Origin of the sequence: Fuerstiella marisgermanici (assembly GCF_001983935.1) — a bacterium.
Lineage (GTDB): Bacteria > Planctomycetota > Planctomycetia > Planctomycetales > Planctomycetaceae > Fuerstiella > Fuerstiella marisgermanici.
In genome coordinates, this window is the sequence record NZ_CP017641.1 from 3933011 (window position 1) to 3952508 (window position 19498).

General features: G+C 51.3%; 23 protein-coding genes. 12 read left to right on the forward strand and 11 right to left on the reverse strand.

Going from position 1 to position 19498, the window contains the following annotated elements:
• Positions 1–12: 12 nt before the first annotated feature.
• The 11 genes from Fuma_RS14585 to Fuma_RS14635 all read left to right on the forward strand — a co-directional run bounded on the left by Fuma_RS14585 (position 13) and on the right by Fuma_RS14635 (position 7205).
• Entirely contained in the window at positions 13–1473 is a 1461-nt protein-coding gene (locus Fuma_RS14585; protein WP_077022387.1) for an IS66 family transposase, read from the forward strand.
• Between the two features lie 314 nt (positions 1474–1787).
• The gene (locus Fuma_RS14590) at positions 1788–2165 is read left to right on the forward strand and encodes a hypothetical protein (RefSeq protein WP_145944186.1); all 378 of its coding nucleotides are present in this window, start codon (positions 1788–1790) and stop codon (positions 2163–2165) included.
• A 79-nt stretch (positions 2166–2244) separates the two neighbouring features.
• A complete protein-coding gene (locus Fuma_RS14595; RefSeq protein ID WP_077024771.1) occupies positions 2245–2523 on the forward strand; it encodes a hypothetical protein in 279 nt (92 codons plus the stop codon).
• A gap of 87 nt (positions 2524–2610) precedes the next feature.
• Complete coding sequence (locus Fuma_RS14600) at positions 2611–2934, forward strand: hypothetical protein (RefSeq protein WP_077024772.1); 324 nt, start codon at positions 2611–2613, stop codon at positions 2932–2934.
• Positions 2935–2938: 4 nt separating this feature from the next.
• Entirely contained in the window at positions 2939–3163 is a 225-nt protein-coding gene (locus tag Fuma_RS14605; RefSeq protein WP_077024773.1) for a hypothetical protein, read from the forward strand.
• The gene (locus Fuma_RS14610) at positions 3160–3693 is read left to right on the forward strand and encodes a hypothetical protein (protein ID WP_077024774.1); all 534 of its coding nucleotides are present in this window, start codon (positions 3160–3162) and stop codon (positions 3691–3693) included. The genes Fuma_RS14605 and Fuma_RS14610 overlap by 4 nt, the downstream gene beginning before the upstream one ends.
• 208 nt (positions 3694–3901) lie before the next feature.
• Positions 3902–4468, forward strand: coding sequence for an alpha-ketoglutarate-dependent dioxygenase AlkB family protein (locus Fuma_RS14615; protein ID WP_077024775.1), 567 nt, complete (start codon positions 3902–3904; stop codon positions 4466–4468).
• A gap of 5 nt (positions 4469–4473) precedes the next feature.
• Positions 4474–5112, forward strand: a complete 639-nt coding sequence (locus tag Fuma_RS14620) for a DsbA family oxidoreductase (RefSeq protein ID WP_077024776.1) — start codon at positions 4474–4476, stop codon at positions 5110–5112.
• 14 nt (positions 5113–5126) lie between these two features.
• Positions 5127–5519: a DoxX family protein gene (locus Fuma_RS14625; RefSeq protein WP_338030033.1), complete on the forward strand. Its 393-nt coding sequence runs from the start codon at positions 5127–5129 to the stop codon at positions 5517–5519.
• 2 nt (positions 5520–5521) lie between these two features.
• Entirely contained in the window at positions 5522–6238 is a 717-nt protein-coding gene (locus tag Fuma_RS14630) for a carboxylesterase family protein (protein ID WP_083732060.1), read from the forward strand.
• A gap of 499 nt (positions 6239–6737) precedes the next feature.
• Positions 6738–7205 (forward strand): hypothetical protein, encoded by a 468-nt coding sequence (locus tag Fuma_RS14635; protein WP_145944187.1) that lies wholly within the window; start codon positions 6738–6740, stop codon positions 7203–7205.
• A 98-nt stretch (positions 7206–7303) separates the two neighbouring features.
• Here the strand turns inward: Fuma_RS14635 and Fuma_RS14640 are convergent, their stop codons facing one another.
• From Fuma_RS14640 to Fuma_RS14690, 11 genes are all read right to left on the reverse strand, one after another.
• Entirely contained in the window at positions 7304–8743 is a 1440-nt protein-coding gene (locus Fuma_RS14640; protein WP_077024780.1) for a tetratricopeptide repeat protein, read from the reverse strand.
• Positions 8744–8928: 185 nt separating this feature from the next.
• Entirely contained in the window at positions 8929–9684 is a 756-nt protein-coding gene (locus Fuma_RS14645) for an HAD family hydrolase (protein ID WP_077024781.1), read from the reverse strand.
• 32 nt (positions 9685–9716) lie between these two features.
• Complete coding sequence (locus Fuma_RS14650; protein WP_229360922.1) at positions 9717–10049, reverse strand: cupin domain-containing protein; 333 nt, start codon at positions 10047–10049, stop codon at positions 9717–9719.
• Entirely contained in the window at positions 10030–10608 is a 579-nt protein-coding gene (locus Fuma_RS14655; protein WP_077024782.1) for a sugar O-acetyltransferase, read from the reverse strand. Before Fuma_RS14655 ends, Fuma_RS14650 begins: the two co-directional genes overlap by 20 nt.
• A 24-nt stretch (positions 10609–10632) precedes the next feature.
• Entirely contained in the window at positions 10633–11049 is a 417-nt protein-coding gene (locus Fuma_RS14660; RefSeq protein ID WP_077024783.1) for a DUF6868 family protein, read from the reverse strand.
• Between the two features lie 5 nt (positions 11050–11054).
• Positions 11055–12359 carry a lipase family protein gene (locus Fuma_RS14665; RefSeq protein WP_145944188.1) on the reverse strand — a complete coding sequence of 435 codons (1305 nt, stop codon included), beginning with the start codon at positions 12357–12359 and terminating at the stop codon, positions 11055–11057.
• 60 nt (positions 12360–12419) lie between these two features.
• On the reverse strand, positions 12420–12956 hold the full coding sequence (locus tag Fuma_RS36845; RefSeq protein ID WP_077024785.1) for a GNAT family N-acetyltransferase: 537 nt from the start codon (positions 12954–12956) through the stop codon (positions 12420–12422).
• Between the two features lie 137 nt (positions 12957–13093).
• Positions 13094–13243: a hypothetical protein gene (locus Fuma_RS35925; protein WP_218922442.1), complete on the reverse strand. Its 150-nt coding sequence runs from the start codon at positions 13241–13243 to the stop codon at positions 13094–13096.
• A gap of 260 nt (positions 13244–13503) precedes the next feature.
• Positions 13504–16281, reverse strand: coding sequence for an SIR2 family protein (locus tag Fuma_RS14680; RefSeq protein WP_077024786.1), 2778 nt, complete (start codon positions 16279–16281; stop codon positions 13504–13506).
• A gap of 26 nt (positions 16282–16307) precedes the next feature.
• Positions 16308–17315, reverse strand: a complete 1008-nt coding sequence (locus tag Fuma_RS14685) for a hypothetical protein (protein WP_077024787.1) — start codon at positions 17313–17315, stop codon at positions 16308–16310.
• Complete coding sequence (locus tag Fuma_RS14690; RefSeq protein ID WP_077024788.1) at positions 17312–17728, reverse strand: helix-turn-helix domain-containing protein; 417 nt, start codon at positions 17726–17728, stop codon at positions 17312–17314. Before Fuma_RS14690 ends, Fuma_RS14685 begins: the two co-directional genes overlap by 4 nt.
• Positions 17729–17929: 201 nt before the next feature.
• On the opposite strand from Fuma_RS14690, the gene Fuma_RS14695 reads away from it, so the two are divergent.
• On the forward strand, positions 17930–19495 hold the full coding sequence (locus tag Fuma_RS14695) for an adenylate/guanylate cyclase domain-containing protein (protein ID WP_077024789.1): 1566 nt from the start codon (positions 17930–17932) through the stop codon (positions 19493–19495).
• Positions 19496–19498: the final 3 nt, after the last annotated feature.

Sequence of the window (19498 nt, forward strand, 5' to 3'; positions counted from 1 at the left end):
TACGACAGGTGGATGGACACGGATGTCAGTCAGATCATCGCTGTGGAAGTGAAGCAGCTTGTGCTTAGCCTGCAGCGTGAGGTTGCGGAGCTGCGGGACGAGAACCGGCGGCTGCGTGATCGGATTGAAGAGCTCGAAGGTAAGAACCCCACAGAGCGACTCGACGAGGCGTTTTCGGTGACGGCGGAAGAGAGACGCCGCGCTGAAACGGGCCGCCGAAAAGGTCGCAAAAAACAATCCTCGGCGCGTCGCGGTCGTCGCACAACCGAGCAGAAAGCGGACAACGCCGAACGACGCGAACTCATTCTGCCGGAAGGTTACAACGTCGCAGAGTGCCGTTTCGTTCGGGAACGTTTCGTCTGGAGAGTGATCAACGGCCAAGCCGTGCAGGTCGTCTATGAAATCTATCACGGCCCCAACGGCGAGAAATCCGAAATTCCGGGCGTGTGGCCGCGGTCCGAATTCGGCATTGAAGTTCATATCGCGCTGGCTCGCATTGTGACCATCACGGGACTGTCGATCGACAAGACGTGTGCATTGATTGAATTCTTCTGGAATCTGCCGCTCGGCAAATCCCAGGCGGACGCTCTGTTGAATCAACTGGCACGGCGTTGGGAACAGGAATTCGAATCTCTGTGTGACCTGATGGCGTTCAGTGCGATTGTGCATGCAGACGAAACCAGTTGGAGTATCAACAGCGTGTGGGCTTTTTTGTCGGAGAAGGCGCGCGTGCTGATCTTCGGATGCCGCAAAGACGGCGACACACTGGCTCAGATCCTGTCGAAAGAATTGTTTGGAGGCGTGCTTGTTTCGGACGATGCGGCCGTGTACCGAGGTTTCAGTCACGCACAGAAATGCTGGGCTCACCTGCTGCGGAAGGCCATCCGTCTGACGCTGCTGAAGCCGGACAACGAAGAGTACCAGCGACTGCTCGACGGCCTGCTGGAAATTTTCTACGCGGCCAAACGCCACGCCGCCGATGGTCGTCTTGGCGATGCCGGTCGTGCGGCGAAGGTCGATGAACTTGATAACACGCTGGCGGCTCTGCTGGTGCGTTACTGCGCCGAGGATTCCGATGTTCGGGCGGCCGACTTCGGCAAGGATTTTGACAACCTGGTCTCAGAACTGATTCGGCTGATGACGGAAGAGGAGTTGTTTTGTTTTGTGACAAGCCCGGCCGCGCCAGCAACGAACAACGAAGCGGAACGCAGTCTTCGCGGCGCGGCCATGGACCGTCGCACAGGTCGAACGAGCAAAACATCGAAGGGAGCCCGTCGCCGCAGCATTCTTACAAGCGTCCTGGAATCGCTGAATCTCCATCTGAAAACACCAACGCTCAGTTCCGTGGTGGCCGAGGTCATGACGTGGCAGCAGGATGGATTCAGTCTGTTTGATCGACTGAAACTTGAAGTCGGCCTGACCTCCGCGCCGCCCGGTCAGTCGCGACTGTCCAAACTCGTCCCCGCCAACTGAACACCACACCTCACGCTGCGCACCACGCGGAAATGGACAGCTACGCTCACGTATTTGTCCGCTCCCGCCACAGTTGCATTGCCCTAGAGTTTGTTTCGGCGGCAAGGTTTTGGGATGGCGTGGCAGTGGGGCAGCTTCGCACCTATTTGTCCGAAGTTGCCTCACAGCAGACGCCGTAACATTCCCCGCACGAAAGCCCAAATGGCAAAACAATACCAAGGACTCGCCTGTTGCTGCATCTAAGTGGTGTGGCGACTTTCCAATCCAAGGTCGCAGCGATGATGCTGCGATAACCATTCAATGAGGGTAAAGAGATGAGCACATCCGAATCGAAAAACAATTCGCCAAAAACGAATGTGGAGAAACCGTATAAGGTGCAAATGAGAACAACAGTAGGTGTCTCGATCTTAGTCGGTGCGTGCGACGTTGACCAAGCGATTAAAAAGGCATCAGCATGGACCGACTTAATGGTACAGACGGGAGAAAGCTGGTTCGGCAGATACGACGACGAGCACGTCAATAACGCTGTAGGTGAACGATTCCTTCTCGAGTGGTGGATATTCCAAATTGTGTGTGGGGACTTCGACGTCAGACTGGCTGAAGAAAGCGACGATAGCGTTGAGGCCAAAATTGGCGAACCCGAACCCGAACCCGATCCTGAATTCTTCAGGGAACTGGAGTCTATGAACTAAAAAATTCGGATGCCGAACGAGAGTGTTGGTTCAGCCTGACTTGATGGGATGAATCAATGCACAACTTCTGGAGGCAGGCTTGCCCTCTTCGGAGGGCAAGCCGTTAGCCGATGTTGTGTGTGAGGACATCAACAACCAAATTGACCAACATGGGACCGACGCTGTGCATCTGGCCGACCCAAGTTTGTTCCAGCATGGATCAGAGATTCATTCGTCCCAATCGGCAGCGTGGAGAGTGGATGTGGCGATGGGACTTCAGTTCAATCATGTCATCCATGTTGAAGAAAAGAGCCTGAACAATGATCGAAAACACGAACTGATTCGGCAAGCCAAAGGCGTTTATCTTGCGGACGCATGAAGACCGCCCTTTGCTTTCGCACCAACAGAATATCAGGCAGGAGCGGCACATATCTGACTCCGCACCAGCCAATCGAATTGGAGTGGGATGATGAATAGCACCTTCGAACAGGAGCATGAACTGCGAATGCGAATGCTGCCTCACATAGTCAACAATCTGAATGAGCATGTGATTCACACGGCAGTGGATGCTCTGAGAGAACTGCTGACAGATTTACCTGAGATTGCGGAAGAAGTGCTTGTGCCGATTTTCGAATGGTCTGAGTTTTGGCCTAACGCTATGGCGAAGGAAGCTCTGGGGTTGCCGATGGATCAAGACTTCGACACGGACGAACTTCTTGAATGCTTCGAGCTTCCAGATAGAACGTCCGAAGGCAAGCCTAAGGTTGACTGGATTAAGGAAGGATTCTGATCATATGAAAACCATCACCAACGAAGACAGAGTGTCCATGATCGTTCTCATCTTAACACAGGCTGCTCAAGGCGATGGGCTACCCAACGAACGAGCCGAGGCGGTCTATTCGGAAATCATGGAAAGATACAAGCTGATACGGCATGGGTTCGCATCGGCGCTGATTGCGGTGATTGAAACTGTACTGAACTCTGGAGGCGAAAACACTTCGAAGGGAATCGAGGAATGATGAAGCGTTTTGATTTTGCAGGCCGCTGGCGTGGACAAATTGTTCCTCACCTAAATGATCAGGAAGTTGCGTTCACGTTAACATGGGGAATGCAGCTTCTGAGGCCAGACTACGAAGATGGTAATCCCCCGTGGCATTGCGGGCGAGGATTGCCCAATGGACGATCGCCACGTGAAGGATGCCTGTCGTGGTATCAGCCAGTGGGCCGTTGTCATCACATCGCCCCTTTCTGCTGGGCGATTGGTCGAAAGATTTATCCACAACTGAATTGGGGATTCGTTTCGGGGGAACATCACACAGTTGTCATTGGTTACAAAGCCGATTGGCAGGAGCCTGAGTGGCTGATGGACATTTTGCTTTTTCGGGAGAAGACTGCCATTGAGTCTCTGGCCTTCGTTAAATCCAGAGAGTGGAAGTTCTACCCAACGATAGTTGATTACGCAGCATCGTTCTGTCCAGACTCTGAATTGGTTGCCAAATATTTGTCTGGTGAGATGTCTGTCAGTGAGATTGCGTCAATGAGTGCCTGAATAATGATTGGAATGTACTGTGAATACTCTCTGCTTGGCACTCCAAAAGTTGTACTGTGAGGGCCTGACCATCGATGAGACGATGTGATCGTTGAACAGTTTCGAAAAATTCGAACCCTTAGTCTTCGATTTTCTTGGTGGTGACCACGAAACCTCGAACAACGCCTGTGAGAAAATCATACGAGCGTGAGCAGGCGGACGAACTTTGATGGACACAATTGAACTCAAAGACGGAGGACTGCTTCTTTGCGACGATGCTTTTCTGACGCCCGACGTTGCTGATCGCTATTTCGAAAGCCTGAGAGACAACTGTCAATGGGAGCAGAAACCGGGAATCTTCGGTTACATGCAGCCCAGACTGATCGCCTCATATGGCGACGACGGCATCACGTACAAGTATTCGGGCGTTGAGAATGTCGCTCTTCCTTGGACGGCGACACTGTTGGAAATCAGGAAGAAGATGGAAGCCGTTAATGGTGATTACAATTTCTGCCTGATGAATCGGTATCGTTCAGGAACGGACAGCATGGGGTGGCACGCTGATAATGAACCGGAGATGAGCAATGTGATTGGGTCACTTTCGCTGGGAGCAACTCGGAAGTTCAGAATCAGGCACAACGTGACGAGAGAGACACAGACGTTTGAGGTCGGTCATGGAACGCTCATCATCATGGCAGGGACGATGCAAGACTATTGGCAACACGAAGTTCCAAAGACGAAGAAGAAAGTCGGCGAACGGATCAATTTGACGTTCAGGAAGATCGTGAAGGACTAACCCCGATGTCGCAAGCATTAACAGTGGATGTGATCTCTGATGTGATCTGCCCGTGGTGCTACATTGGCAAACGGCGACTTGAGAAGGCGATTGCCGCATTTGATCGCCAGAAGGAAGTTCAGGTCCACTGGCATCCATTCCAACTCAACCCGACGATGCCGAAGGAAGGCATTAGTCGAAAGGAATACCGCACCAGAAAATTCGGAAGCTGGGAGAGGTCTCTGGAACTGGATGCCAAAGTCATTGCTGTTGGCAAAGAAGAAGGAATTCATTTCGCCTTCGACAAGACTGAACGAACGCCAAACACAGTTGATGCCCACCGATTGGTTTGGCTGGCATCTGAGTACGGTTGTCAAGACGCTGTTGTTGAGGCTCTGTTCCGAACCTACTTCACTGAGGGACATGACATCAGCAGTCGTGAGACACTGATTGCCGTTGCTTCGGAAGCTGGAATGGATCAAAAGACTGCCGAAGTTATGTTGACCACCGATAATGGTATGGATGTCATCGCAAACGGCAGAGAAATGTTTGAGCGGCTTGGGGTGACAGGCGTTCCGTTCTTCGTCATTAACCAGAAGATCGGCTTGTCCGGTGCTCAGGAGCCCGAAACGTTTCTCGATGCGTTCAGGCAGTCCAAGACATAAACCGAGTCAAAGCGATCTCGAAGTATGTGTTGGCGATCTTCATGATAGTTGCCGGAACGATGCACTTTGTGAACCCAGCATTCTTCCTGAAGATCATGCCGCCGTATCTTCCGTTTCACAAAGAACTGGTGCTGGTCAGCGGTGCTTGTGAAATTCTGTTGGGTGTCCTGCTGCTGATTCCTCAGACTTCACATCTGGCTGCGTGGGGAATTGTCGCCCTGTTGATTGCCGTCTTTCCAGCCAATGTGTATCTGTATCAGCATCAAGAAATCATGCCAGCCCCGCCTCTGGTTCACTTCCTGAGACTTCCTTTGCAGGGAATCTTCATCGTGTGGGCTTGTTGGCACACGAAGTCCAACGATCAAAAACCGAGCCAGCACATCACCACGACGAAAGAAACACCGTGACCATGCGTATCATTCTTCTACCACTCGCCGCTGCTGCATGTGTGCACGCACCTGCTCTCGCCGATGCCCCCCGCCAAACCCCTCAACGATTAGACACAACCGTCAAAGTTGAGATGAACTACCTGTTGTTCTTGCCCAAGGGCTATGACAAACAGGACTCATGGCCGCTTGTATTGTTTCTTCATGGGGCTGGTGAGCGAGGCGATGATCTCGAACTGGTGAAGAAGCATGGTCCACCGAAGCTGATTGGTGAAGGCAAAGACTTCCCGTTTATTGTCGTGTCACCGCAGTGTCCCAAGGATGTTTGGTGGGAGCCGATTGAACTGACAGCATTACTCAATCAGGTCATCAAAACTCACAAAGTCGATGAGGATCGTATTTACGTTACCGGTTTGAGCATGGGAGGATTTGGGACATGGCGACTGGCGGCGTTCACGCCAGATCGCTTTGCGGCCATTGCCCCGGTCTGTGGCGGTGGAGAAAAATACTGGGCACGTCGCTTTCCACGATTGCCAACATGGGCGTTTCACGGAGCCAGAGATCAAGGTGTTCCTCTCGAACGCTCACAGGAGATGGTTGACGCCATGAAAGAAAAAGGCGGTGCGCCGAAGCTGACCGTGTATCCCGAAGCGGAGCACGATTCATGGACAGAAACCTACAACAACCCAGCCTTCTACGAGTGGTTGTTGGCACAGAAACGAAAACCCACAGTGGAATAGGCCATTGGTTCGGCAGGCGGATTACCAAGTGACACTTCGTAGAGTCAAACAGCTATTTGATTAGAAGCCGGCGAAATGAATCCGAGCAAACACCTGCTAGCCATCCTCAAGGCTCCAGCGAGAGTGCTTGGTTATTTTTCCCACGATTATCTACGAATCACCGTTCTAGCCGGACATGGTATGGCTGACGGCGGAATTCAGCATGACATTCTTTGGGGAATGGTCCCATCCGATTTGCGATTGCCAAACTCCGATTCCACCGTCCTAATAGATCGTTCCAAGAGCCAGTTCGTCGGCGTTGAGCGGATACAGACGACGGGCAATGAATAGCCAAAGGTTGAACGGCGTGTTTTCAAGAATCAAATCCTTCTTTTGTCGATCCGATAAGCCATCACAAGAGGATGCCGAGCAGGCAGTCAGTCAACTCATCCAACTTGGTTTCCTGAAATATCTGCCAGAGACTGCCCATGATGTTGTCCGAGCACAACTCATAGAAAGCGTGCGAAACAATTACTTGGACAGCGAATGGGATGATGAATGTGTGTCTGCCGACAAACGCAGCTATCCGGCAGATGCTGAGAACCTAGCTGAAGGAGACGTTGGGAAATGCCTTCGAGGAATGCGTGCAATCTTATCCACGGAAGGTGTGTCGCTGAACGCTGTCGAAGACCGCTTCACGGACAGCCACAAACGTTACGAGGTCTGGATTAACGGAACACCTCATCTGATCTACGATCTGAATGAGATCTCAATGGAAGAGATCTGGGGGGAAGCGTTTCGGAGGCTGATCCAGATCGTAAACCTATTTCTCGAAGAAGCCGGTTCAAACGAGCGATTGTTCGGTATCGCAGGTGGAAACGATGGCAGAGTGATATTTCTCACGCCGACTATGCACGAATTGCTCGTGGAAAAGGGAGACATCTTCGACGAACGATGGACACCGGTCACCGGGGATGACCTAAGATGAAGTACGACCACCCAATCATTGGGGCAAGTTTCCCTGACGATGCGCATGAAGACAACGCCATCACTCACATGGGTGAGTAGCAATGCTGAATCTGACCGCTACTGCAATCCCATCAATTTCGCAGTAGCCAGAGCGATAAGACTTCCATCCAGTTTGACCGCTCGTTCTACCAAGTGCTTCCTTTCCGATGAATCGGCAGGCAATCGACCGGCAAGAGCACACAGAAGACGACTTTCCAAGTCGGGCTCTTCCACAAGTTCGAGCCCTTTTCGGTAAGCTGCAATGGCGTCCACCTCTTTGTTACAACGATCTCCAAGAAGAAGGTACAACGGTGCAAAGTCCGGGAATCGCTCAACGCCCTGACGTGCAAGACTGGCGGCCTGTTTGTCGCTCAATCCGCCGTCGTCCAGAGTACGGACCAGCATAAATTCCTCGTTCGAGATCGTCCCCTTGTCCAGACCATCTGCAATCCAGCAGTCAGTCCGACACCGAAACCAGCCGGGCGCAAGTCGTTCAACCTCTTCAAACGCCTCTCGTGCCTTGGCGTAGGCACCAAGTTCGAGCAAGCACATCCCGCTTTGGTAGACAGGATCGGGGTCGTGCGGATCAACTTCACTTGCTTCGTTGTACTTTTCCAAAGCATCGGAATACTGCCCGGACGATGCCAAGTGGTTTCCCTGCTGAACCAAAATGCCTGTCTTCTGAAGAGAAATCCGATTGCGTTCAAACTGGAATTTATAACTACCTTCACCGACGCTTGTGATTTCACTGAGTTCAAACTGGACGCCATCTCTCAGGCATATAACACGACACAGCGGCTCTCCCTGCTCCATCACTGCAATGCGACGTTCGATACTCTCGGTGTCGCCTCCGTGTTGCCGTGTTATCAGGAGCGCCTGCCTGCGACATTTGAGGGCTTCTTCCGTCTGGCCCAGATAACGATGTGCTTCGTGAAGATTGTTGAGATAGACAATCTGGCCTTCGAAGTCACCAGCTTTCTCACACCTGTCCAACGCCTTCCCAAAAAGCTCGAATGCTGATTCAACATTGCCTGACTGGAAAAACAGTTCCCCCAATCTACCAACAACGAACGTCTCGTAATGACCGGCGTTGGTTCCTTTGAGCGTCTGGAATTTTTCCAGATGGCTTTCCGCCTCGGAAATCAACGATTCAAATTCCAATTGTTGCATTCGCTTTGGGAAATCATCAAACCACTGATCCAGCGCAAGCAGCGGATTGTCGTCTGGCCCACCCGTTAGCTGTTGCCACAATTGCGGCGAACGACATTCATTTGCAAGGCACTGAGCGATAGCAATCATTGCCTGAACGTGTTGGTTTGTCTTAACTTCGTCGGACTGTATCTCTTCGGGAATTTTCGCCAGAAACTCGACGTTGTTAGCCACCTGTTCGTTGTGCCGCTGGCACAGCGAACGCAGTTGGCGATTCGAGCCTGATATTGCCGTTTGAATTAGCTTGTCTCGCAACTCGACCGGCGTCAGTTGTTCAGGCTCAGACTTCTTGAAGGGCCAAAATGGCATAACAAACGACCTTCACATATTTAGGTGTCACGGTTGGTTCGTTTACGCCGCCGCTTTGAGCCAGCTCTCCGTGTCACGAATTTGATCAGTTTCAAAGTAGGTGTTGGCGATCTTCATGATCCCCGATAAAGCCACCGCCATTATGCACAGCATTTCATTGAAACTAAAACCGAAAAGCGTCATTGTCACCGAGACAGTTGATCAAGAATATCCAATACAGCTTCAACTTCCTGATGCGGCGACACATAGCTTGCTGATTTCTTGATTTCTTCTTCAGCGTTCGCCGGACAGCCAAGCCACGAAACACGATCAGCGATAAAGCGGTCTCCCATCGTGTCGCCAATTCCTGCCGTTCGTTTAGGATCGATGCCCGTCTCCGCCAGCAGCCGGTCTATAGCTGTTCCTTTGTTGACGTGCTGAAGGTCACAGTTGATGTATAGCCATGTCATCGAAACTCGGATCGGCCAGTCACGTTTCTGGAATTCCTCAGCAATCGTCGAAACTGTAGACCGAAGGTAATCTGTGTCGGGATGGTACAAGGCCACAGAGGCAGACTTCCCCGGCTGCTGAATAACGCCGTGTGCCTCATAGAGCAACCGCAAGAGCTTCCGGGCTTCATGAATCACGTCAAAGTGATCGTCAGTAATGGCGGGATCACACTCGAACGAGTTGTCGGCAGGTCGCCAGAGCCAGACTCCATTCTCCCCGATGCACGGAATCAGCGTGTTGTGGATCAGTCGGCAAAGACACTCAACAAACCCAATCGGCCTGCCGCTGCAAAGGGTGACCACTGGCCGATCACGGTCCTCAATCGCCTGACGATTGTGCTCAGCAATCGCTGCAAGGGCTGGTCCGTTGATCGGTGCGTGTGATTCAGGAGACAGACAACCGTCGATGTCACAGATAACCAGATCGTACTTCCCTGTTGTTCTGAATAGCACAGTGGGTCTTCTTAGGAATGTGGCCTTGGTTCTCAGTTTTTGTAGAAAACCGCCAGCCAAACGGTGGGCTCGTCGGGAGATGTCCACTCGACACGATGTTTCTTGTGGGCGGGGATGCCGATGTGGTCGCCGGGTCTGAGGTGAACAGATTCGGCATCATCAAACAGAAGTTTGCCTTCGCCTTGTAACACGACAACCCATTCGTGTTCGTCTTGATCGTACCAAAAGTCTTTCGGACTGGCATGGCCTGTGGAGACGATGCGCTCAATGCGGACGCTCGTGCTTTGAGCGAGGACATTGACGAGTTCTTCCGGGACGGCAGTCGGAAAGTCAGCAAACAGGTTGTCAGGACATTGCGTCATCATCGCCCTCGTCGATCTCTCGAATAATACGGCATGGATTTCCGGCAGCGACGACACCATCGGGAATGTCTTTTGTGACAACGCTTCCGGCACCGATCACGGTCTTTGATCCGATACTCACGCCGGGAAGAATGACAGCCCCACCTCCAACCCAGACATCGGAACCGATGGAAACGGGTTTTCCGAATTCCTGAGTTCGTCGCAACTCAGCGTTCAACGGATGAGTGCCCGTGTAAATCTGCACGGCTGGACCAAAGAACGTGAAGTCGCCGATCTTCACTTCGCACACATCAAGAACCACGCAGTTGAAATTGAAGTAGACACGCTCACCCAAATAAATATTGCTTCCGTAGTCGCAGTAGAACGGTGGCTGCATCCAGACAGAATCTCCACCACTGCCCAACAACTGCGTCATGATTCGGCGACGGGCATCCTGCTCACGTTCACGAGAAGCGTTGAGGTCGTGGCACAGATCCCGTGCTCGCTCTCGGGCTTCAAGTAACTCTGGATCGAGAGCATCGTAAAGCTCGCCCGCCAGCATCTTTCGTTTCTCGGTAGGCATCTTGTGAATATCCCTGCACTGCATTCACGTCGCTGAGTCAATCGAGACCTGCGCTTTTAACACCAGCCTAATCGCTATCCATGGCATGAAAAAGAACGTCAGCACACAGAGCTTCAGCAATCCCATTCTACAGTAGAAAATCACATCGAGTTCATGATTGCTCGGTCCAAACATTGGGCCGTGGAGCTTGTAGATCATTTCCGGCATCAGTTGAGTGACGCCAAGCCAAATGAACAGCAATACGAAGCCGCAGATCCAGCAGCGAAGCAGAATGCTGGCGATTGTGCTCAGCATATCTCTTTTTTGATCTGTCATTATCGACTCCCGGACACGTTGCTTCACGTTTTCGGCGTATTCAATTCCAACCATGCCGCCGCCGATGCCGCTTTGGCATTTCCTGTCGCCGTGGATGCTATCGTCTGCTGTGCGGCCATCGACCATAATGGCTATTCCGCCGTAGAGTGCCTTCGAATCGATTCCAGCATAGCTGAATACGCTGACAACTTGTGATCAGTGCCGCTTGGAATGACGCCTTGAACCATCGGGTTGCCGTTTTGGTCGAATCTGGGCCCTTGCGGAACTCCAATCCGCTCAATGTACAGTTCGAGGTCAGCATCGCTCATCGGCTCAACGTAACCAGATTCAGCCTCCAGTTGAGGTTCGCTTGCCACGTTTTCATTGTTGCCAACCAGCATGATGCGACGAGATCGAACAATTTCATCATCCGTCCAACGAACCATGTGTCCAAAGTGCAGGTATGGGTCGATGAGGCGGGGCACCGGGTCCATATCATTAACGAAGAAGACGTATTTGCCTGCAAGGCGTGGCTCCAAGAACGCAAGCATTTCTCCCTCAACGACCTTTGGCTGTCCGAACGTCATGACGCCAGCAATCGGGTACTCGTCTTTCACAACCAATTGGAAAGCGCACACTATCGCAAGACCGCCACCAAGACTATGCCCGGTGATCCAGACCCGTTTCGTTTCGTAGCGTTCAAGGAGGGAAATCACTTGTGAGTGCATAGGCTTGTATCCCTTCACGAATCCACCGTGCATCGCTCCCTGTTGTTCTTCGGATTCCAAGAAACGCAGATCTTGAAGGATGTCGTATTCGTGACTTTCCGTCCCTCTCAATACCACAATCGAATCATCACCGGCATCAACGACATACCCTTGCATCGAACCTGCATTGATCGATTCGGAGTCGAATCCGAGTTTGGCGATCTGTTCTCTCGCCTCAACAGGAGGGGCGTATGCAATCTCGCAGAGATCCAGCATAAGCTTTGATACCGACCAGTGGCAGTTTGGGTCCTTGCTCGACCAATCCATGGCGAGTATTTCAAGTGGCGTTTTCTCTTCCGCATGAGTTGGTCCCAAACCGCCTCCCTCTCCGATCTCGGTTCCGCTGTCGGTCGGACTCTGGAACAGCCTCAGAGCGATCGTAAGCAACGCAGCGGCAGTTGCAAGAGAGCCAAAAACACGTGCCGTTTTCGAAGCGATTGGGTTGAGAAATCTCAGCGCTGACACGACAACGAAAGCGATTCCGAAACATGCGATGTAGGGTGCCATTCGACTCAGCCAGCATCCGGCAACCAACAAAACGAATGCTAATCCGAGGCGCAGATAGGTGGTCTTGGGAGTTGAGGCGACCGTCGAAGCAAGACAGACGCCGAAACCAGCCACCACGCAAAGTATGCCAACTGTGCCCATTGTTAGACTGCCCCTATCAGATAACAGAAATGTCGAATCCACATCTGATCGTATCAAAAACTAACGGAACTGCGTGGGCTGATAAGCCCGTATGAAGGTCTCTCACGAGATTCGTGAGGCAGTGCTTCGCAATTTCAAGACCACTTCCTCGCATTCCACGTATCTCTCTGTGGCTGGCGACGACTCTCGCCGAATTTCTCGAAATCCACACTTCTCGAGCACTCGAATTGAAGCGACATTACTCACTGCAACACGAGCATGAAGAGGGCGAATCGGAACTTCCAATAACAGCAGATTCAAGGCTTGAGTCGCAACTCCTCGTCCCCAGAACTCTTTGCCAATCCAATAGCCGATTGAATCAACACCATCACATTTGAAGCAAGAAATACATCCGGCGAGAATATCTCCCGCTTCAATCGCCCTGACGATCACACTTGAATCACAAAGGATTCCCTCCCAATGTTCGTCGAACGCTTCTCCACTTCGGGGATGAGTAAGTGCCAACTGATTTGCTTCTGGGTCGAGTTGAAACTCGTAGAGAAGCGGAAGGTCGTTGGGTTCAATGTTCCGTAGCCGAATGTTCGCCGTTACGTCACTGCTTGTCGCCGAAGAGAAGCTCTTGTTGTCCGTAGAATTCATGACTTACTCTTCTTTGCCGCAAATCCCGACTCGTCACCCTGAAAGAACATGATCATCCCGCTGAGTTCTCCGCCTTCCAGCATCGCCCAGCCACGCCCTGATGTCTGCTCCATTTCATCGAAGCCTTGGAAGCTAAATTAAACGGCAGGCTTGTCGTCACGTTCCGTTTCTTGCCAGTCGATATCGCACCTGACGTTGCCGAAGTGGAATTCGCCGAGACCGTTCTTCTTGAATTCGATGAAGCCCGGCACTTCGGCGTCAACGAAGTCCTGATCCCACAACTCCATTGATGTGATTCGGTAGCGGCCTACGAACTGCGACTTTTTTATTGCTGAATTTTCGTTTGGAATCGTTGACACCGACTTCGCACAAGGGCGGAAAGATCACGTATGTGGGTGCAGTTCGCAATGGGTGCAGTTCGCAATGAGATACGGATTGGCAAGCTAGAGTGGATTGTCAATTTCCCGGACATCGGCCTTTTTGAAACAATGAAGTCCACCGAATTCAGAATCCTGTCTCCAAATCGGAACATCGAGTTCCTAGTATTTCATTTGCGTCTACGCTTCTGTCTGTTTTTTGACTTTCTTTCGACATGGCGTCTTCGCTTTGGGTCTGTGAGATTTCGGATTCGATTCTCATAGTGCTCAATTGTCTTTTTCCTCTTTTCCTCCCAATCTGCTTCTTCTTTCTTGAGTTTTGTGTCCAAAGCTTCCTTCCGCTCTAACGCTCGTTTGAGTTCCCTTCTTAGTTGAGTCTTCTCGCTAGTCTGCTCTCGCCAGAACATCTGAGACACGAACAGTGGCTTCGCCAAGTCTGACACAGACTGGAATTCTTCATCCAATTCTTCGACTGACCTCTTCGCTTCTCCTTCGACGGCAGAAATGAAGGAAGCTTTTTCTCTTTGATAAGACAGTCTACTGGTGCTGATTAACGGCTCAAAATACGAGCGAAATGCGTCTTCATCAATAAGTGAGATACCCAATTCAGAGTATTCGGTCGCCATCGCCTCAACAATGGTAGCGTCATCTTTACTGTCGGGGCACAGCAACGACAGATGACGAAAAAGCATCTCTGGCTTCCAAGTGAGTACGCCATATTCACCTCCGTACATCTGATCGAGAAGTTGACTGCTGCTGACAAAATACGCTGGGGCAAGACCTTCGAAATCACTGACCTTGCCTCCTCGTTCCTCTGCAAGTAGGCACAGCACCTCAGCCTCGACGAATGCTTGCTTTTCGCCACCTCGACCTGTGCCCCTTCGAGCACGTTCTTCCTCGATTTTCTTAGCGACTTCCGATATGGACAACTCGGCGTCATCAGATACGTCGTCCTCAACACTTACAATCTCCACACCGACTTCCTGAACACGCTTCACGGCTTTATCAAGCGTGTCGAGGGAGAGGAAACGACGATATTCGCTAAACCGACGCAGCGTTTGTTTTCGTGAAAGTCCAACAAATCCCTCTATGTAGGGATTTTGCCGGTAAGTTGCGCCATTGAAGACTTGGAGCATGAATTCCATTTCCTCTTCAGCAGTTAATCCTTCGCACATGTCCGTCGCCCAGCTAAGACCTTTGAGCGACTCCTCTATTAAAGCCTCTGTTGTCGTCAGAGTTATCCCAAGCTGTTTGGACTTGTTGCAGATTTCCTGAGACAATCTGCTGATCGGTGACCCTACTGCAAACAAATAGATCAGCACGTTCGAGTCGAGCAGCCAACTTGACTGACTAAGCAGGTCTGTTCGGGGTTGTGACGCAAACTGCGCTGAACCGAAGATGTGTACTGCAAAGAACCCCTGAGAAAGGCGGGCCAAGAATGATCGCTGGGCTTCCGTGGGCTTGGTAAACAGATCTATTGCGAAATCGACAACGGTTTGACGGGCTTCGAAAGACTCAATCCAACTCATGGAACGAGTAATGGCCTCAAACAACTCGGCCATGTCGACTGGTTCAAAAGCCTGATCTCTGAAAATGAATGATGCTGCGGCAACTCCTCGTCGTCGGAAGACATCTGCAATAGATGAAACAAGTGAAGTTTTCACTCGACTGACGTCTTCGGTCGAAAAACCGTTTGCTGTCAGATGTGCAATTAGCGTGCTGACAACCTCCTCATCTTGCAGCTTCGCTTGTATTTTTGTGTTGCCCAATTCCGATTTGCCATCGTCGGTCAGCTTCCACGACTCTCCATCGAGCGAAAGCAATCCGCTCTCGGACAAAGATTCAAGTATCTCTGGAAGTGCAGATGCCGTGGTGGGTAGCGCCTGAAGCGTATTTGGAATCAGCTTCTTGCGAATTTCTTCTTCGTCGCAACCTGTGGGGGAACGATCCAAGGTGCGGAGGATCTGAGGACGAATAAGACGCCGCAAGATCGTTGCGTCGGTTGATTTGTCATAAAGAGAATTTGAGAAAAGCAGCGAACTGGCAAAGTCAATTTCGTCTTCCGTAATTGGGTCAAGGGGGAGGTGTGCAATCTGGCGACGAGGGATTACAAACCGTTCTATGCCCTTCAAGAGTGTCTGCAATTCCCTGTGGTTTCTGTTTCCGCTGTACGGGATGATGTGTATGTTGTACTTGCTCAAGTATTCGTCAATGTCCTCTTTTTGGACATCTGCTGCGATCATGAAAATTGTTCTCTTCGAAGGAGCAATCTTTTTAGCGGACTCCAATATCGTCTGGATGTCCGGGTCTCGCATACTGTGGCCGACAATAAGAATGGGAAATGTTCGAAACAGCGAGACCAGTGTTTCCCGAAAATATCTGTGCGAGTCTTCGGTTTTGAAACACTGATAGTCGTCATCTGTCAAAACTACAGAATCGCCGTCGTCGAGCGTTCCATGTAGGTGGACGATCTGTTTTGTCATTCCAACGGATAGTTGAGTCAATTCGGGCTTCGAGTTCGATAGCACCGAACAGAATTCTGTATCAAATTCAAGATGGCGAATGATCTCCGAATCCCAATTTGTCGTGAGGTAGAACTTTAAGGGCCACGAAGTCAGACACGAGTACGCACTCCCTTTCTGCGACGACCCCCTGAGCAACGCTTCATGACCGTCGAGTCGCTTCTGTATGTGTGTCAGGATTACATTACGGTCAAGCAACGTTTCTGCGTACTTGAATATCTTTGGGTAATCGTCTTTCTCAAAAAGTCGGGCGAATAAGTCTTCCTCGAATTTATCTCCCGAAGCTTCTTTGGCGAGAGCCACAGTCTCTTCAGCGAGCGTCTTCCACGACGGAAATCTCAGTTCATTGGAGGGGCCGGAGCCAATGACTGCAATGCACTGTCCCGAATTCAAGGCAGCGATGAGTTCTTTGGGTATTTGCCGCATGGCATGATCCTTGAAATGGGATTCTTCTATTCGCACTCGACTGGCTGGATTGTTGCCATCACCGTTCCATTGACATTTCGTGCCTGAATGAACACTTCACAGTCCATCAGGTAGCCGCCTTTTGAGAAGGTCCATGTGCTCAAATTTTCCTCTCCTGTCGCATCCGTGAGGTCTTCCTGAAATGCCATGTGAATGACCGATGATTCCGGTACACGCATGTTCCATCGGGCTGTCAGGTTCATCTCGCTTGCGGCGTCGTTCGGCACAGCCCGCTGTATACGCAACTTCTTCTTCGGTTTGTCGTCATCGAACATCGTCATCTGGCTCAATCCCCGACGCTCACCGACCGAATATTCCATGCTTGCTTCGGTGTAGAGCAGTGGCGTAGCGAGTCGCCGGTGACAGGCATACAGCGTCGATTGAAAACTCGCATGGGGGCAGAACTCTTGACGAATCGCTTCGACAATGTCGAAAGTTAATCGATCCCCTGCGGAGACATGCTCGCCAAACAGAGGCGTGAAGATCGAATCGTAGAAGCCAACGTGACCGGCAATTTGATCCATGAGCCTTTCCAACGGTTCATCGCTGGAGCGGAACACTTGCCGCTCGCAATCGGGCTCGACCAAGAGATGAGCAATTTCGTGCCAGCGTGTAAAGAAACGCCTTGCAGCCTTATCTCCACGGCAGTCAATCACGGCAATGTGGGCGCCATCTTTCAGCAGGACCATTGTACCGAATGTGTCGGGCGTGAGATCGTTTTCGACGATGTGTGCGAATACGATCTCGCCCTTTTGCACGTACCGACGTTTCAGGTCAGCCAGATCGTCGTCATCGTGAACTTCTTCAAAAACAACGTTCAGTTTTTTCGCAACAACAGCCTCAAGTACGCTAACCGATGTCACGCCCCCAGCTTCTTGAACCCACGTGTCTATCTGGGCTTGGCAAAAATTGACAATCGCTGCGACCGGAGAACCAGTTAGCCCCAATTCTTCAGCGAGATCAACAACGTCTTGTTCCTGATCCAATATGCTCATAGGAATTCCTTCACCGCCTCATAGAACTTCTGCCAATCGACCTTGTCCAGATGGCCTTTCTTTGTACTGCTTCGGTGCGCAATGATCTGATTTTGCATCTCTAGAAGAGCGATCGCTTGTCGAAAACTGATCCCTTCGTCGCCTGCAAACTCGGCCAGAGCTTTCGGTATCTGGACCTCTTTCTCTGGTTCTCTAGTCGCTTTCTTCTTGGCGTCTTTGCCCGTCATCAAGTAGTCCAGCGACAAACTCAGCGCACGGGCGATATCGAGGAGCTTGTCTGCTCCTACATTGCGTTTGCCGTTCTCGAGGTCTGACAGGAAACTCTTGCTGATGTTGGCTTTGGTCGCCAAATCATCTTGAGTCCAATCAAGCTCGTCACGTCGTTCTTTAATGCGTTCACCGACTGTTGCCATGGCGGCACAACCTTTTTCTGCAACTGCATAAACGTAAATCCACGAGCATGCTACGGTTTTGCCGTGTCCGCTTCAACCAGAGATCCCGATTCGCCAGCTCCTTGACATCTTGCATAGCGAACACATAGCATGTAGCGATATTCGTGATTGCGGCGAGTTTGCCGCTTCAGTGTTTCTTTGGTATGCCACGGAGAAATCGAGATGGCTTGGAACGAAAAACGCTCGAAAGAGCGAGTTAAGAAGAACGACTTCAGCGATCTGGACCTGAACGTTAAGGACTTAGCCCGGTCAATGGACTTCACGAAACTCGGAAAAAAGGACGTTCGACGGGCTGAGGGCGTTCACCTGTATGTGGACGTACCTAATTTCCACCGGGCAGTGGACGATGCTGGTAACGACAAGCAGAAACAGCGAAAGCTCGTCCGAGCGTCCAGCGTACTTCGGCGAATCCAAGGGAGCTTGATGAGCGATGACGACGTTGGTGACATTCAGCGACAAACCGTTAGAGCACATGGTTTGGTGTTCAAACCGTACAACGGGAAAGATGAGCCAAAAGACGCTGAGCGAGCGAAGCAAGCTGTTATTCACGCTATCACCCAGAACACATACGTGTTGGACGTGTTCAATAGTGTCTTTAGCGACGTTCGAGACTTCAGTAGCGCTGCTGGGCTCGCCAGCGGAACGAGCTACGTTTGCAACATCGGCAAGAATGGGAAACGAGAACTCATTTCGCTTGGCACTTGCGCCAACCTTTCAGCAAAGATCATCGGCGGTAGGGATTCGATCACCATCACCGCCGAGATGTATGACGTGCTGCCGAAATGCCTTCAAGATGAATTTGTGAAGGACAAAGAGGTCTCTGATGTGCAAACCTATCGTGCAACAGGGATTCGCTGGGGTCGCAACAGCGACTTGGCAGATGAGCTTGGGGTTGATTGGGACGAGGGGAAGTGGAAGAAGGAAACCAAGAAGCATCGAGACAATCTTCCGCTCGACAAGATCACGATTTCCGAAGCAACAACACTGATTGATTTAACAAAGCTGACGGAGCGGAACTGCAAGCGGACAGAAGCAGTAACGTTCTATGCTGACCTCGATGGTTTCACTCGCTATGTGCAAGAGGCTGAGACAGACGAAAAAGTCATCAGCCTCATCCGCCAGTTCCACATGATCCGGTCAGAGTTCCACTCCGTAGTGGAATCTGACTACGACGGACTCCCGTTGCAGCATCGTGGTGATTGCATCCTTGGCATCATGCACCTGCCCTCCGGTGCAGGGAAACACAAAGGACGCTGCAATGATGCAGTGGATATGGCCATCGGCCTCCAGTCATCAATGGAGCACGTCTTAAACGATCATCTGACAGATCGTGAGGAGATCCATGTTGCCATTGGCATGGACGTGGGAAAGGTGATTGTGTCAAGGCTTGGCAAGCAAGGTGAACGGATCACGATCTGTTTCGGCCCAGAAGTTACTGAGGCTGAGCGACTTCAAGTAATTTCCAAAGCAGAGCAAATTCGCATAGCAAGTGACATTTTTGACGAACTAGACGACGAAGATGTCACCGAGGAATTTACTAAACGTGGATCGGCATTCGTTGCCACCAATTTGACTCGCCCCAAACTCGACGAGAAGAAGGAAGAGAAAGCAGCGGAGGCTGGAAGCCTTGGTGCGTGCGTGAACGAAGGGCTTGTCCGAGTGACAACAAAGGCGACCGCCCCAGCGGCTCGACCATGGCACGACAGCAAGCCTTGGAGGTCGGAGTAAGCC